General features: G+C 69.3%; 15 protein-coding genes. 7 read left to right on the top strand and 8 right to left on the bottom strand.

From position 1 onward, the window contains the following. Positions 1-93: 93 nt before the first annotated feature. Positions 94-1,647 carry a multiple monosaccharide ABC transporter ATP-binding protein gene (mmsA, locus tag FS532_RS06315; RefSeq protein WP_144751525.1) on the top strand — a complete coding sequence of 518 codons (1,554 nt, stop codon included), beginning with the start codon at positions 94-96 and terminating at the stop codon, positions 1,645-1,647. Continuing rightward, complete coding sequence (mmsB, locus tag FS532_RS06310; protein WP_144751522.1) at positions 1,634-2,815, top strand: multiple monosaccharide ABC transporter permease; 1,182 nt, start codon at positions 1,634-1,636, stop codon at positions 2,813-2,815. The genes mmsA and mmsB overlap by 14 nt, the downstream gene beginning before the upstream one ends. A gap of 89 nt (positions 2,816-2,904) precedes the next feature. Here the strand turns inward: mmsB and FS532_RS06305 are convergent, their stop codons facing one another. Continuing rightward, positions 2,905-4,242, bottom strand: coding sequence for an alpha-amylase family glycosyl hydrolase (locus FS532_RS06305; RefSeq protein WP_260852594.1), 1,338 nt, complete (start codon positions 4,240-4,242; stop codon positions 2,905-2,907). 68 nt (positions 4,243-4,310) lie between these two features. Here FS532_RS06305 and FS532_RS06300 point away from each other — a divergent pair, with 68 nt between their 5' ends. Together FS532_RS06300 and FS532_RS06295 are read left to right on the top strand one after the other, a co-directional pair. Continuing rightward, complete coding sequence (locus FS532_RS06300) at positions 4,311-4,709, top strand: DUF3253 domain-containing protein (protein ID WP_144751519.1); 399 nt, start codon at positions 4,311-4,313, stop codon at positions 4,707-4,709. A gap of 36 nt (positions 4,710-4,745) precedes the next feature. Next, positions 4,746-5,840, top strand: a complete 1,095-nt coding sequence (locus FS532_RS06295; protein ID WP_144751516.1) for an SDR family oxidoreductase — start codon at positions 4,746-4,748, stop codon at positions 5,838-5,840. 10 nt (positions 5,841-5,850) lie between these two features. Here the strand turns inward: FS532_RS06295 and FS532_RS06290 are convergent, their stop codons facing one another. The 4 genes from FS532_RS06290 to FS532_RS06275 all read right to left on the bottom strand — a co-directional run bounded on the left by FS532_RS06290 (position 5,851) and on the right by FS532_RS06275 (position 9,337). Continuing rightward, positions 5,851-6,684: a carbohydrate ABC transporter permease gene (locus FS532_RS06290; RefSeq protein ID WP_144751513.1), complete on the bottom strand. Its 834-nt coding sequence runs from the start codon at positions 6,682-6,684 to the stop codon at positions 5,851-5,853. Next, entirely contained in the window at positions 6,681-7,595 is a 915-nt protein-coding gene (locus tag FS532_RS06285; protein ID WP_144751510.1) for a carbohydrate ABC transporter permease, read from the bottom strand. The genes FS532_RS06290 and FS532_RS06285 overlap by 4 nt, the downstream gene beginning before the upstream one ends. Then, positions 7,592-8,896: an ABC transporter substrate-binding protein gene (locus tag FS532_RS06280; RefSeq protein ID WP_144751507.1), complete on the bottom strand. Its 1,305-nt coding sequence runs from the start codon at positions 8,894-8,896 to the stop codon at positions 7,592-7,594. The genes FS532_RS06285 and FS532_RS06280 overlap by 4 nt, the downstream gene beginning before the upstream one ends. 96 nt (positions 8,897-8,992) lie before the next feature. Further along, positions 8,993-9,337, bottom strand: a complete 345-nt coding sequence (locus FS532_RS06275) for a DoxX family protein (RefSeq protein WP_144751505.1) — start codon at positions 9,335-9,337, stop codon at positions 8,993-8,995. A gap of 90 nt (positions 9,338-9,427) precedes the next feature. Between FS532_RS06275 and FS532_RS06270 the strand changes: the two genes are divergently transcribed. Then, positions 9,428-10,102: a TetR/AcrR family transcriptional regulator gene (locus FS532_RS06270; RefSeq protein WP_144751502.1), complete on the top strand. Its 675-nt coding sequence runs from the start codon at positions 9,428-9,430 to the stop codon at positions 10,100-10,102. Here FS532_RS06270 and FS532_RS06265 read toward each other — a convergent pair. Next, a complete protein-coding gene (locus FS532_RS06265; RefSeq protein WP_260852593.1) occupies positions 10,090-11,163 on the bottom strand; it encodes a spore photoproduct lyase family protein in 1,074 nt (357 codons plus the stop codon). The genes FS532_RS06270 and FS532_RS06265 overlap by 13 nt on opposite strands. 44 nt (positions 11,164-11,207) lie before the next feature. Between FS532_RS06265 and FS532_RS06260 the strand changes: the two genes are divergently transcribed. Both FS532_RS06260 and FS532_RS06255 read left to right on the top strand, forming a co-directional pair. Continuing rightward, a complete protein-coding gene (locus tag FS532_RS06260; protein WP_144751499.1) occupies positions 11,208-11,516 on the top strand; it encodes a biopolymer transporter Tol in 309 nt (102 codons plus the stop codon). Then, on the top strand, positions 11,513-11,965 hold the full coding sequence (locus tag FS532_RS06255) for a hypothetical protein (RefSeq protein ID WP_144751496.1): 453 nt from the start codon (positions 11,513-11,515) through the stop codon (positions 11,963-11,965). Before FS532_RS06260 ends, FS532_RS06255 begins: the two co-directional genes overlap by 4 nt. A gap of 124 nt (positions 11,966-12,089) precedes the next feature. Here the strand turns inward: FS532_RS06255 and FS532_RS06250 are convergent, their stop codons facing one another. Then, positions 12,090-13,919 (bottom strand): glycoside hydrolase family 35 protein, encoded by a 1,830-nt coding sequence (locus FS532_RS06250; RefSeq protein WP_144751493.1) that lies wholly within the window; start codon positions 13,917-13,919, stop codon positions 12,090-12,092. Positions 13,920-13,989: 70 nt separating this feature from the next. Beyond that, entirely contained in the window at positions 13,990-15,324 is a 1,335-nt protein-coding gene (locus FS532_RS06245) for an ABC transporter substrate-binding protein (RefSeq protein ID WP_144751490.1), read from the bottom strand. Positions 15,325-15,382: the final 58 nt, after the last annotated feature.

Genomic DNA, 15,382 nt, shown 5'->3' with positions numbered 1-15,382 from the left:
TCCGTCGGACTGGAGGCGCGGGTCGACCCCGCCCCGTGCCTCCAGTCCGTCTCCTCAGCGCGCGCACGCGCGCACGACGGAAAGGCGGTCCGCATGGCGGACACCATCCTCGAGATGCGGGACATCACCAAGACGTTCCCCGGCGTGAAGGCACTCCAAGGGGTCTCGATCGAGGTCGAGCGCGGGCAGGTCCACGCGATCTGCGGCGAGAACGGCGCCGGCAAGTCCACCCTGATGAAGGTGCTGTCCGGGGTCTACCCGCACGGGTCCTTCGACGGGGAGATCCTCATCGACGGCTCCCCCGTGGAGTTCGGCGACATCAACGGCTCGGAGGCCGCGGGTGTCGTCATCATCCACCAGGAACTCGCGCTCAGCCCGTTCCTGTCGATCGCCGAGAACATCTTCCTCGGCAACGAGCAGTCGCGGGCCGGCTTCATCGACTGGAACAAGACGAACCTGGCGGCCGCCGAGCTCCTGCAGCGCGTCGGCCTCAAGGACAACCCGGTCACCAAGATCGTGGACATCGGCGTCGGCAAGCAGCAGCTCGTCGAGATCGCGAAGGCGCTGTCGAAGCGGGTGAAGCTCCTCATCCTCGACGAGCCCACCGCGGCGCTGAACGACGACGACTCCGCGCACCTGCTCGACCTCATCCGGTCGCTGCAGGCCGAGGGCATGACGGCGATCATCATCAGCCACAAGCTCAACGAGATCAAGGCGATCGCCGACAAGGTCACGATCATCCGCGACGGCAAGACGATCGAGACGCTCGACATGCGCGCCGACGACGTCTCCGAGGACCGGATCATCCGCGGCATGGTCGGTCGTGACCTGTCGAACCGGTACCCCTCGCGCGATGACCCGCAGATCGGCGAGGAGCTCCTGCGCATCGAGGACTGGACCGTCCACCACCCGCTCGACTCCTCACGCGAGATCATCCACCAAGCGAACCTCTCCGTCCGCGCGGGCGAGGTCGTCGGCATCGCCGGGCTCATGGGCGCCGGACGGACCGAACTCGCGATGAGCGTGTTCGGGCAGTCCTACGGCGCCGGCATCAGCGGCACCGTGTACAAGCGCGGCGAGCCGATCAAGACCCACACGGTCACGCAGGCGATCGACCACGGGATCGCCTACGTCACCGAGGACCGGAAGCGCTACGGCCTCAACCTCATCGACGACATCAAGCGGAACATCTCCGGGTCGGCGCTCGGGAAGCTCGCCAACTGGGGCTTCGTCAACGCGTCCCAGGAGACGACGGTCGCCGGGCAGTACCTCCGGAGCCTCAACATCAAGGCGCCGAACGTCGACGTCGTCACCGGGAAGCTCTCCGGCGGGAACCAGCAGAAGGTCGTCCTGTCGAAGTGGATGTACGCCGACCCCGACGTGCTCATCCTCGACGAACCCACGCGCGGCATCGACGTCGGTGCCAAGTACGAGATCTACACGATCATCAACCAGCTCGCGGACCAGGGGAAGGGGATCATCGTGATCTCCTCCGAGCTCCCCGAGCTGCTCGGCATCTGCGACCGCATCTACACGCTCTCCGAGGGCACGATCACCGCCGACGTGCCCCGCTCCGAGGCCACACCAGAGGTCCTCATGCAGTACATGACCCAGGAACGGGAGACCCCTGTCAATGAACGCGCTTAAGTCCGCCGCCGGCTACCTCACCGGGCAGCTCCGACAGATCGGCCTGTTCATCGCGCTGATCGTCATCGTCATCTTCTTCCAGGTGACGACGAACGGCATCACCCTCGCCCCGATCAACGTCTCGAACCTGATCGTCCAGAACAGCTACATCCTCATCCTTGCCATCGGCATGGTGATGGTGATCATCGCCGGCCACATCGACCTGTCGGTCGGGTCCGTCGTCGCCTTCACGGGCGCGATGGCCGGCGTCATGATCACGCAGTGGGGCCTGCCCTGGCCGGTCGCGGTCGTGCTCTGCCTGGTCGTCGGTGCTCTCGTCGGTGCCTGGCAGGGGTTCTGGATCGCCTACTTCGGCATCCCGGCGTTCATCGTGACGCTCGCGGGCATGCTCGCCTTCCGCGGTGCCGCCCAGATCGTCCTGCACAATCAGCAGATCTCGCCCTTCCCGGAGGGCTTCCGCTCGCTCGGCTCCGGCTTCCTGCCGTCGTTCGGCACCACCGGCTACGAGCCGCTCACGATGATCCTCGGCTTCGCGGCTGCGATCGTCCTCGTGATCACGTCGTTCCGTGGTCGGGCGACCCGCCGGAAGTACCAGCTCGAGAGCGAGCCGTTCGCCTGGTTCATCGTGAAGCTCGCGTTCACCGTCGCCCTCGTCGTCTACGTGGCGCTCCTGCTCGCCAGCTACAACGGCACCCCGATCGTGCTCGTCGTGCTCGGCGCCCTCGTGGTGATCTACTCGGTCGTCATGCGGAGCGCGGTGTTCGGCCGCCACATCTACGCGATCGGTGGCAACGCCCTCGCCGCGCAGCTCTCGGGCGTGAAGACGAAGCGGGTCACGTTCCTGCTCTTCGTCAACATGGGCGTCATCTCGGCGCTGGCCGGCGTGGTGTTCACGGGGCAGCTGAACCTGGCGGCCCCGGGAGCGGGCAACGGGTTCGAGCTCGACGCCATCGCGGCCGTGTTCATCGGTGGCGCGGCCGTCACCGGCGGCATCGGGACCGTCCCCGGCGCGATCGTCGGTGGTCTCATCATCGGCATCCTGAACAACGGCATGTCGATCCTCGGCATCGGCACGGAGTACCAGTCCCTCATCAAGGGCCTCGTGCTGCTCGCCGCGGTCGCGTTCGACGTGTTCAACAAGCGCCGGGCGGCGTCCGCGCGCAAGTAGGCGCGGACGTCCTCCGGCCGTCGTCCTCCGGTCGGCGAGGGAGCAGAAATCGTCGGGTCGCCTTCCGCGACTCGACGATTCCTGCTCCCTCAGTCCGCGAGAACTGCCCAACCGCCGGCCTGGAGGCGCAGGGTCCCGTTCTGCACGTCGGCACCGCCCGCCTCCACGTGCGTCGCACCCGCCGTGGGCAGGTCGACGGGATCGTCCGCCAGGTTCAGGGCGGTCACCACCGCGTGCTCCGCGGTCGCGGTCCGCAGCACGATCGCGGTGTTCGTGAGGTGCACGACGTCGGTGTGGGCGCGGTGCAGCCAGGGGTTCCGCCGACGGAGCGCGACGAGCGCCTCGTACGCGTGCGTGAGTTCCACGGGCTCCGGCGGCACGGCGGGGAACTCCGGGCGGACGGCGTCGTCACCACCGAGGCGCTCCTCCTTCACCCCGGTCCAGCCGTACTCGTCGCCGGCCCACACACTCGGGGTGCCGGCGACGGTGAACAGGACCGCGGCGGCGTGGGCGGCGAACCGCTCCCCCACCGCACTCGCGATGCGGGTGACGTCGTGGTTGCCGACGAACGTGCTCGGTGCCTGCGCGACCAGCAGCGCGTCGTGCCGTTCGACGGCGTGCGCGAGCTCGAAGCAGTTCCCGTCGGCGATGCCGTGCCAGATGCCCTGCCAGAGCTCGTACTGCGTGGTCGAGTCGATCGTCGAGTCGCGGACGAACGCAGCCGTGTCCCCGTGGATGACCTCGCCCGTGAACCACGCGTCCGGGAAGCGCTCCCGGACCCGCGGGAGCACCCGTGCCCAGAACGTCGCCGGCACCGCGTAGGCCGCGTCCAGTCGCCACCCGTCGACCCCGCGTGCGAGCCAGTGCGTCATGACCTCGACGACCAAGTCCTCCGTCGCGCGGCGCTCGTGGTCGAGCGCGACGAGGATGTCGTGCCCCTCGAACAGTCCCACCGGCACGTCGTCCCCGGGCGACCAGCCTGACCAGTCGATCGCGAACAGCTCGGCCGTCGGCGCGTCCGGACCCTGCTCCTCGACGGCGCGGAACGCCGGGTGCTCCCGACCGACGTGGTTGAAGACGCCGTCGAGCAGGACCCGGACGCCGCGTTCGTGTGCGGCGGCGACCAGGTGGTCGAAGTCCGCGTCGTCACCGAGGCGCGGGTCGATCCGGAAGTGGTCCACCGTGTCGTACCCGTGCGTCGAACTCGCGAAGACCGGCCCGAGCAGCAGCCCGTTCAGGCCGAGGTCCACGACGTGGTCGAGCCAGGGCTCGATGCCGCCGAGCCGGTGGTCGACGGGGCGGCCGTCCACAGGGGTGTCCGGCCGGACGTCGGCACCGACGAACCCGAGCGGGTAGACGTGCCACCACATGACGTGCTCGACCCAGGCGGGCTCGCGCGGGCGGTCGGGTGCAGTGTCGGTGCTCACCGCCACGATCGTGCCAGCCGGACCTGTGCTGTGCGCGCAACCGGACAGCGCAGACGATGATGGGCCGCATGGGACGAGCGATCAGGACCGCAGCGGACGCCGATGCGTCGGACTCGGCGCACGCGGAACGCACCTGCGCCTCGTGCGGACGCCGGATGCCCTCGTCCGCCGCCCCGGAGGCGAAGTGGTGTTCAGGGGCCTGCCGGAAGCACGGCGTCGACGCGACCGACCACGCACTCGAACGACGCATCGACGAACTCCTCGCCGCACGGGCGCGCACGTCGAGTATCTGCCCGTCCGAGGTCGCCCGCTCGATCGACCCCGACGACTGGCGCCCGCTCATGGAGCCCGCTCGCCGGGCAGCCCGCCGGATGGTCGCCCGGGGCGAGGTCGAGATCACGCAGCACGGCAGCGTCGTCGACCCGTCGACCGCCAAGGGCCCGATCCGTATCCGCCGACCGCGCTGAGGGAACACCTGTCGCCCAGCGACGTTGGACCCGGTGATGACCACAGCGATCGAACCGTCCACCGACCGTCCCCGAGCCCTCGTGGTGGGTGCCAGCGGCATCACCGGCTCGGCCATCGTCGAGCACCTGCTCGACCTCGGGTGGGAGGTGACGGCCCTTTCCCGACGTCCCCTCGCCCGGGACGCAGTCCGGACCGTCGCCGCGGACCTCCGCGACCCTGACTCGCTCCGCGCCGCCCTCGCCGACGAGCGCCCCACGCACGTGTTCTTCACCGCGTGGCAGCGGCAGGAGACCGAGGCAGAGAACATCCGTGTGAACGGCGGCATGGTCCGGGACCTCCTGTCCGCGCTCGCCCACGCACCGCTCGAGCACGTCGCGCTCGTCACCGGACTCAAGCACTACCTCGGCCCGTTCGAGGCCTACGCCGCGGGCGAGATGCCGGACACGCCCTTCCACGAGGAGGAACCGCGGCTCGACACCCCGAACTTCTACTACGCGCAGGAGGACGAGCTCTTCGCCGCCGCCGAGCGCCAGGGCTTCACGTGGTCGGTGCACCGCTCGCACACGGTGATCGGTCATGCGGTCGGCAACGCGATGAACATGGGCCTGACGATCGCAGTCCAGGCGACGCTGGCGAAGGAACTCGGCCTGGACTTCGTGTTCCCGGGCAGCGCGGCACAGTGGAACGGCCTGACCGACATGACCGACGCGGGCATCCTGGCCGAGCACATGGTCTGGGCATCGACCTCGCCGGCGGGTGCCGACGAGGCGTTCAACATCGTGAACGGGGACGTCTTCCGGTGGCGGTGGATGTGGCCGCGGCTGGCCGAGCACCTCGGTGTCGACCCGGCCCGTGTCGTCGGGTACGAGGGCACCGTCCGTCCGCTCGAGGAGCAGATGGCGCCGTACGAGTCCGAGTGGGCGGGCATCGCCGACCGCCACGGGCTCGCCGAGCGGGACATCGCCCGGCTCGCCTCGTGGTGGCACACGGACGCCGACCTCGGTCGCGCGATGGAGGTCGTCACGGACATGGGGAAGAGCCGCGACGCCGGGTTCACCGCCTTCCGACGGACCGAGCGTGCCTTCGCGGAACTGTTCGACCGCTACCGCGCTGATGCCCTTATCCCGTGATCACCGCCGCTCACCGCAACCCGCTCCGTGCGAACCCCTGCACGAACCACCGCTGGAACACCAGGAACACGACGACGATCGGCACGACGTCGAGCAGCGCGAAGGCCATGGTCGCTCCGTAGTCGGAGTTGAACTGTCCCTGCAGGTACAGCAACCCGATCGGGAGCGTGAAGAGACGGTTCTCGCGCAGGGCGATGAGCGGCCACGCGAAGTCGTTCCACGCCTGCAACAGGCTCATGAAGAACAGCACCGCGATGAGCGGGCGGGACATCGGCAGCACGATGCGGAAGAACACGCCGACGTGGCCGGCACCGTCGATGCGCGCCGCCTCCACCAGCTCCCTCGGGATCCCGAGCAGGAACTGCCGGGCGAGGAACACCCCGAACGCGGATGCTGCACTCGGCAGGATCACCGCCCAGTAGGTCCCGTACAGGTGCAACCCGGTGACGATCCGGAACAGCGAGACCATGATCACCTGGACCGGGACCGCGAGGGTGGCCAATGCGACGAAGAACAGGACGGTCGAGCCCCGGAACCGCAACTGTGCGAAGGCGTACCCGGCGAGCAGGCTGACGGCAGTGGTGAGGACCGCGACCGAGACGGCGATGGCGGTCGAGTTGCCGAGCCACTCCACGACCGGGAACGACGAGAACACGCGGTCGAGGTTCGCGAGAGTCCAGGTCCGTGGGAAGAACCGGACCGTGCCACCGAGCAGTTCGGACCGGGGCGAGAAGGCCACCACGACCATCCAGTAGAGCGGCGCGATGATCACCGCCGCGACGATCACGGCGCCGACGGTGCGCACGACGAGGCCGGTGCGCGCACGGCGGGTGCGGGCGCTCATCCTGCGAGGTCCCGGTTGCGGCTGCCGCGCCACTGCGCGATCGCGAAGACGACCGCCATGAGGAGCAGGACCATGCCGATGGCCGCCGCGTAGCCCTGGTCCCGCGTCACAAAACCCGTGTCGTAGGCGTACGTGACGAGCACGGACGTGGCGTTCCGCGGTCCACCACCCGTCAGGACGAAGACGATGTCGAACACCTGGAACGAGTAGATGACGTTGAGCACCGTGAGGAAGAACGTCGACGACCCGAGCAGGGGAACGGTGACCGACCGCAGTCGTCTGGACCACCCGGCACCGTCCAGCATCGCCGCCTCGGGCAACTCCGGTCCGATGCCCTGGAGCCCGGCCAGGTAGATCAGCATGTTGAACCCGACCCGCCACCAGATCGTCACGAGCACCACCGACGCGAAAGCGGCTGCCGGATCGGACTGCCACTGCACCGGTGTGATCCCCACGAGGCCCAGCAGGGCGTCGAGGACGCCGGAGTTCTGGTCGAACACGAGGACACCGATGAGCGCGGTGGCGACGCCCGAGACCGCCATCGGGGTGATCAGCACCGATCGGAACACCCCGCGCGCGGGCAGCACCGAGTCGAGGAGCAGCGCGGCGAGCAGCCCGAGACCCATCGAGATCGGCGTGACCAGGACGGTGAAGAGGACGGTGTTCAGCAGCGCGCGCCAGAACAGCGCGTCGCCGAGCAACCGTCGGTAGTTGTCGAGCCCGATCCACTCCGCGGCACCGAAGCCGTTCGTGCGTTGGAAGCTGACGACGAAGGCACCGACGAGCGGCACGAGCACGAAGACCGTGAGCAGCACCATGTTCGGCGCGATGAACCCGTACGCAGCGCGCTCCTCGTGCCGGGCCGATCGGCTGCGCCGCGGAGGGCGGATCCGTTGGGTCTGCGCGGTCATGCTCGTCCTCCCGTCGCGGCGGCGATGCCGTCCTGCAGACGCCGCACCGTCTCCGCCGCTCCCGCGCCCCCGACGAAGGCGTCCTCGAGTTCGTTCTGCAGCACAGTGATGATCGCGGCCATGTCGGGGGACGCCACCTGGGCGACGTCCTGCGGCTGGATCACCGACGCCTGGTCCACGAAGACGGACGTGAGTTCGGGGCGGGTCCGGAACCGCAGGCCGCCGTCGACCAGGTCCTTGCGGGTGGGGAGCAGGGAGGCCCGCTCACAGAAGTCCTGCATCTGCTCTCGGCGCGTGATGAAGTCGAGGAAGGACGCGGCCAGATCGGGCTTCGTGGTCTGGGCCGTCGCGACCAGTGCGTTGCCGCCGAAGTCGCTCCCGCCGCGATCCCGTCGCGGTGCGAACGTCGCGGTCCACGGGAAGTCGAGCGTGGAGGCCGCGTCCGGGATCTGGAACGCCCCCGACCACACCATCGCCACACGCTGGCGGTACCAGGTGTCGCTCGCGTACGTCGCCGACTTGATCGAGTCGTTGGCGGGGACCCAGCGCTCGGCGAAGAACCGCTTCGCGAAGGAGACGGCCTCGCGACCGGCCGCGCTGTCGATCGCGGGCGTCCGCTGGTCCTTCCCGAGGAAGGCACCGTCAGCCTGGAACAGGAGACTCAGCCACCGCGTGACTCCGTTCCCCTGCCAGTTGTAGGCGAAGGGGTAGGTGTCGTCGGGCAGCGCCCGGCGGAGGGTGTCCGCCACACTGGCGAGCTCGTCCCAGGTCCAGGCCTCGTCGACGCTGCGCGGGAGGTCGGTCACACCGGCACGACGCATCAGGTCGGTGTTGACGAGGATGGCCGAGGTGTCGGTGTGGTGCGGGACGCCGAAGGGACGACCGTCCGCCTGCACCGCCGCCCACGCGGTGTCGGTGAAGCGGTCGCCGACACCGGCGTTGAGCGAGCGGGACAGGTCGAGCAGCTGCCCGCGGCCGGCGTAGGCGCCGAACGAGTAGTAGGGCACCCGGAAGACGTCCGGCGGGTTGCCCGCCTGGAGCTGCGCGTCGATGTTCGTGAACATCTGCTCGTACGGGACCGCGTTCAGCGAGACCTTCCGGCCGGGGAAGGTCCGCTGGAACGCCCGGATCGCCGACCGGAAGCCGGCGAGCTCGGCATCGGTCCCCCAGGTGGTGAACGTCAGGGTGTCGGGGTCGTCCCGACCGCCCGTGTCCTGCGGGACGAACCCGCAGCCGGCGAGCGCCGCGGGCACGGCGGCGGCACCGAGCCCCACGAGGAGCGTTCGGCGTGAGATGTGCACTTGTGACTCCGATGGTCGGTCCGGGGCTGGGACGACATCCGTGGTGCAAGGATGCTCCTCCCCGTGCCCGACGTCCGGCGTCCGGCGCTTCCCGGCTCACGCGAGCAGGAGCACCACCAGGGTCGCGACCGAGAGCGCCAGGAGCACGACGGCTCCCTGCAGGTCGCGGTCGTGCGCGCGGAGGTGGGCGACGACGGCTCCTGCGAAGTAGACCACCGAGCCGATGGCTGCGGCGATCGCGAGCGGGGTCCACCACAGCCCGACGACGAGCCCGACGGTTGCGGCGACCTCGAGCAGGCCGAGAACGATCATCTGCGGCGGGGTGACGTGCACCTTCTCCATCGAGGCGACGATGCGCGGGTTCCGGATGAGCTTCATCACCCCGGACCCGAGCATGGCGAGGGCGAGGACGAGTGAGAGGACGACTGCTGCGATGTGCACGGTGACTCCAAGTGCGAAACGGACGGTTGTCCCCGTTTCAATACGGGGAGCACTCCCCGTATTCCCGGTTCGCAGATCTAGGCTCGGATCGTGACCGATGACCCGCGCCCACCACGTCGCGACGTCGCGCGCAACCGTCAGGCGCTCGTCGACGCGGCCCGTACTGCGTTCGGCGAGCACGGCCTCCAGGCTGCACTCGAACCGATCGCGGTCGCGGCCGGACTCGGCAACGCGACCCTGTACCGCCACTTCCCCACGCGCGCAGCGCTGTGGGAGGCAGTCCTCACGGAGCCGATGCAGGAAGTGCTCGACCTCGTCGACCGATGCCGGACGATGTCCGCCGACGACCCGTGGTCCGGGTTCGCGACCTTCGTCCGCGAGACGGCCGAGATCGAGGCCCGGAACACCGGCTTCAGCGACCTGATGACGACCGACTACCGAGATGCTCCGACGTTGCTCGACCTCCGGGTCCGCGTGCAGGACGGCATCGATGCGCTGTTCCGCGCCGCGCAGCACGCCGGCGCCGTTCGAACGGACGCCGTGCTCGCCGACGTCGCGATGGTGCAGCTGTCGATCGCCACCACGATCGGCACCTTCGGCCGGGTGGCCCCGGACGCGTTCCGCCGGTGGGTCGACCTCGCGCTCGATGCCCTCCGCGCTCCGGAAGTGACCCGCGAGCCACTGCGCGCCCGGCCCCTCCGCGGCGACCAGGTGCGGCGAGCCCTGGCCGAACGGCATCAGCCGACGACGCGTCAGAAGGCGTAGCGGATGCGGCAGCTCGGCAGGTGCTCCGCGACGAGCTCGCGGAACCGCTCGACCAGCTGCCCCTTCATCCCGGAGCGGTAGCGCACGTTCACGGCACCGTTCTGCGACACCTTCTGTTCCTGCAGGTCCGGCCGCCACAGCAGGTCCTCGGCCTTCGGGTGCCAGCCGAGGTTCACCTCGTGCAGGGGTTGGTTGTGGGTGAGGAAGATCACCTCGGCCGCGAGCTGCGCCTTCGCCGCGGGCGACAGGACGTCGTCGACCTGCCGGAGCAGCTCGGCCCAGTCGGACTCCCACGTGGGCGTCAGGATGATGGGCGAGAAGTTGAGGTGGACCTCGAACCCGGCCTCGACGAAGTCGTTCACCGCGGCGATCCGCTCGGCGATCGGGCTCGTGCGGATGTCGGTGACCTTCGCGGTCTCGTGCGGCATCAGCGAGAAGCGGATGCGTGTCCGTCCCAGGGGGTCCCAGTCGAGCAGGTCCCGGTTCACGTACTTCGTCGCGAAGGACGCCTTCGCAGTCGGGGTCATCCGGAACAGGTCGCACAGGTCCCGCACGTTGTCGCTGATCATCGCGTCGACGGAGCAGTCGCTGTTCTCGCCGATGTCGTAGACCCACGCGTCGGGGTCGCACTGGTTCGGCTCGACCTTCGGCCCCTGCTTCGCGATGTTCCGGGCCACGTGCTTGGTGATCTGGTCGATGTTGGCGAACACCGTCACCGGGTTGCTGTACCCCTTGCGCCGCGGCACGTAGCAGTACGCGCACGCCATGGCGCAGCCGTTCGCGGTCGACGGCGCGATGAAGTCGGCGGAGCGCCCGTTCGGCCGGGTGACGAGCGACTTCTTCACCCCGAGCACCAGCGCCTCGGTCTTGATCCGGACCCACCGCTGGACGTTCCGCTCGTCGCCATGTACCTCGGGGATGTTCCAGTGTGAGTCGACGGGGACGATCTCGGCATCGGGCCAGCGCCCCACGACCTCTTGCCCGCGCGGGAGCTCGAGCGCGGCCGGCTCGGCGTAGATGCGGCGGACGTCGAGCATCGGTCGGGTGCGCGCTTCGGTCATCGGCTCCTGTCTACCCGGCACCACCGACGGTGCAGGCTGGGGGCATGAGCGAACCGGACGAGCACTTCTTCGTCGTCGACGGTCGGCGATGGCGTCGGACCGACCCGGCGCTCCCCGAGGACGTCGCCGCCGCGCTCCGGTCGCACCTCGGTCGTGGGCGGAACGCCGTCAAGCAGGCGAAGCGGGCGGGCGACGACGCAGCACTCGCCGACGCGCGCCGTCGCAACGGAGTGGCGAAGCACGGACTGGGCGAGCGCGGCCCCGAGTGGTGGGAGCGCCCCGAGGCCGACCGGATCGCCGATGCGCGCGCTGCTCTCGCCGAGCTCGACGCAGACGACGGCGACGCCCGGTGACCACGCTGCGACCGCCCCGGCTCGACCGCGTGCTCGCGTTCATCGTGTTCGGGCTGGTCTGGATCGGCACCGGCATCTCGCTTGCCACCGTCGCGTTCGTCCCGGGAGCCTCGGCGAGGGTGTTCGTCCTCGTCGTCGGTACTGCGTTCGTGGCCGGCGGGCTCTGGACGACGATCCGCCTGGGCCGTGTCGCCGTGCACCTGTCGCACGACGCGCTCCGCTACGACGGGTTCCTCGTGTCGTGGACCGCACCACGAGCTGGGATCTCCGCTGTGCTGGACGATGCATTGGTGGAGTGGCACGACGCATCCGGAGCCGAGCACCGGCGGCAGATCTGGATGCTGACCAGTGCGTGGCGGGACGACGGGACGATATTCGCTCCGCTGTGGCGCTGGCGACGGGAAGCGCTGCTCGAAGTACGCCGGTGGGCGGGCGCACCAGCGGTCTGATCCGTCCCATCACGCTCGACGTACAAAGCGGAATCGCGCGTAGGGGGCAGGAACGTCCGGCCTCCTACGCGCGATTCGGTGCCCTGTGCGCGAAACGACCTCCTCCGCGCGGAACAGCCCGGGGCTACGCCTCCGTGTGACCGAGGTCCGGCTCCGCCAGCATCTGCACGGTGCGGGCGGCCGAGGCGTGCAGCTCGAGCACGACGACGTCGTTCCGCCCGGCACGGAGCACCGGCCCGGGCACGGCCAGGGTGCGCTGCGGCCCCCGTGACCAGTACCGGCCGAGGCAGAACCCGTTCACCCAGGCGACGCCCTTCCGGAACCCGTCGAGGCGCAGGTACCGGTCGTCGGCGGAGTCGAGGTCGAACGACCCCGTGGCGAACACCGGTCCGGCGAGGGCGTTGCCGTCGGTGGGCAGGGCGTCGGCGAGGATCGTCAGCGCGGCCTCGGGCATCGGGTCGAGGGCCAGGGGCGACGCACTCCACCGGGCGAGCGGGACCCCGTCGACGGCGATCCCGCCGATCAGGCCCTTCGGCTCGCCGATGCGTGGGCCGTAGTCGACGCGGCCCTGGTCCTCGACGAGGAGCTCGAGCGTGCCCGTCACCGCCGGGAGCGCGATCGCGCGGTCGTGGTGTTCGCGTTCGAGGACCCCGACGACGGTGCCGTCGACCGAGACGATTGCGCGGTCGCGTACCTCGTCCCCGACGGTGAGCACGCCGCCGGACGGCAGGTCGACCTCGGTCCGGTACAGCACGAAGCCGGAGGCGGCGCCGAGCGCGTCGAACGTCGGCGGGGTGTCGTGCGTCGACCAGTCGGTGAGCGCGGGCAGCAGGGACCGGAGCGACGCGACGCGGTCGAGGCGGACGGCGAGGTCCGTGGCGGGGGCGACCCGTGCCTCCAGGCTGTCGCTTGAATAGGCATACGATTCTAGGCGACCGGATCCACCGGGCTCCATCGATGCCGGCAGCACCGGGACGGGCGCGTAGCGCTCGATCACCGAACGGAAGGCATGGAACTTCGCGGTGGGCCGACCGGCCTCGTCGAGCGGTGCGTCGTAGTCGTACGACGTCGCGATCGGCCGGTACACGCCCTTGTCGTTCGCGCCGTTCGTGAAGCCGAAGTTCGTGCCGCCGTGGAACATGTAGATGTTCACCGACCCCCCGGCGGCGAGCAGGTCGTCCAGGTCCGACGCCGAGGCAGCGGCGGGCGTGGTGTGGTGGTGCTCACCCCAGCTGTCGAACCAGCCGTCCCAGAACTCCGAGCACATCAGCGGTCCGGTCGGCTGGGCCTGTCGGAGTCGTTCCAGGCGTGAGGTCGAGCGGGACCCGAAGGACCCGGTCTTGTGCAACGACGGCAGCGAACCGTCCTCGAGCATCGTGCCCATCGGCTGGTCGACGCTCGTGAAGGGGACGGTGAGCCCGATCGCGCGGTGCATCGCCTCGAGCTTCTGCAGGTACACGGGGTCGGAGCCGTACGCGCCGTACTCGTTCTCGACCTGCACGAGGACGATCGGACCGCCGTGGTCGATCTGCCTCGGGACCAGCACCGGTGCCAACGCCTGCAGGTACGAGGAGACTGCCCCCAGGAACCCCGGCTCGTCACGCCGGACCCCGACCGTACCGTCGGTGAAGAGCCAGTACGGCAGCCCGCCGTTCGTCCACTCGGCGCAGATGTAGGGGCCGGGCCGGACGATGGCGTGCATGCCCTCCTCGGCGACGAGGTCGAGGAAGCGCCCCAGGTCGAGCCCATCGGTCAGGTCGAAGACGTCGGGCGACGGCGCGTGTGCGTTCCAGGCGACGTACGTCTCGATGGTGTTGAGCCCCATCAGCTTCGCCTTGCGGATCCGGTCGGCCCACAGGTCGGGGTGCACGCGGAAGTAGTGGATCGCGCCGGACAGGATCCGGTGCGGCTCGCCGTCGAGCAGGAAGTCGGTGTCGCCGATGGCGAAGCGCATGAGAAGACTCTTTCAGACAGCGGGGTCGTGCGGACGGTGTCCGCACGACCCCGGGGTGGTGGTGCCGGTACTACTTGGTCGAGACCGTGAAGCCCTGGTCCTTGCCGTACTTCGCGAGGGCCTTCTGCCAGGCGGCGAGACCGCTCTCGAGCGAGGTGCCGTTCTCGTACGACTGACCGACGGTGTCCGCGTAGACGCTGTTCGCGTACACCTGGTAGGGCAGGTATGTGAAGTCGTTGTCGGACGACTTCGACGCGTCGACGAGCACCTTGTTGATCTGCTGGCCGCCGAAGTACTCCGGCTTCTCGTCGAGGAACGCGGACGAGTCGAGGTCAGCCGTGGTCGACGGGAACCCACCGGACTCCATGAACACCTTCGTCGACTCCTTCGACGAGTTCAGCCACTTCAGGAAGCCCGCCGCGAGGGCCGGGTCCTTCGACTGCTTCATGACGACCTCGGCGCTGCCGCCGTTGTTCGCGGTCTGGGCGGTGGTGCCGTCGTAGGTCGGCATCGGGGCGACGCGCCAGTCACCGCTGGCGTCGGCGACGCTCGCCTCGAGGTTGCCGGGCATCCAGGCGCCGGTGATGAGCGTGGCGATCTGGCCGTTGCCGAGCTGCTTGTACCAGTCGTCGGTCCAGCCGACCGTCTTCGAGAGCAGGCCCTGCTCGACGAGCTCGTTCCAGGTGCTCGTCCACTTCTTCGTGCCGGCGTCCTCGAGGTTGATCGTGACCTTGTCACCCTTGGTGGTGAACGGGGTGCCACCGGCCTGGGCGATCATGCTCGTGGTGAACCCGGCGTCGCCGGAGTCCGCGGTGATGTACGCGTCCGGGTCGGCGGCGTGCAGCTTCTTGGCGGCGGCGACGTACTCGTCCCAGGTCTTCGGGATGGCGATGCCGTACTTGTCGAACACCGTCTTGTTGTAGAACAGCGCCATGGGGCCGGAGTCCTGCGGGAGGCCGTAGATCTTCCCGTCCATGTCCACCGAGCTCCACGTGCTCGAAGCGAACTTGTCCTTCAGATCTCCGAACCCGTACGAGGACAGGTCGAGCAGCGAGTCGGACAGGGCGAACTGCGGGAGCGCGTAGTACTCGACCTGGGCGACGTCGGGGGCACCCGAGCCGGCCTTCACGGTGTTCTGCAGCTTCGTGTACTGGTCGGCGCCGGTGCCGGCGTTGACGAGCTTGACCTTCACCTTGGGGTAGGCCTTCTCGAACGCGGCGACCTGGGCCTTCGCGGACGGTGTCCACGACCAGTACGTGAGCGTGCCGCCCTTCTCGAGGGCCTTGTCGATGTCGTCGGACGATCCGCCGGACGACGAACCGCCGGAGGCGCAGGCCGCCAGGGCGATGGCGGCGGTGACGCCGATGGCGAGGGCGCTGAGCCCGCGCCGGATGCGCTTGTGCATTCGGGTGCCTTTCACTTCTTCGTGTTGGGAGGTGGTGCAGTGGTGCTGCTGTGTGCCG

Origin of the sequence: Curtobacterium pusillum (assembly GCF_007673235.1) — a bacterium.
GTDB lineage: Bacteria > Actinomycetota > Actinomycetes > Actinomycetales > Microbacteriaceae > Curtobacterium > Curtobacterium pusillum_C.
This window is presented reverse-complemented; position numbering and strand designations above follow the sequence as displayed.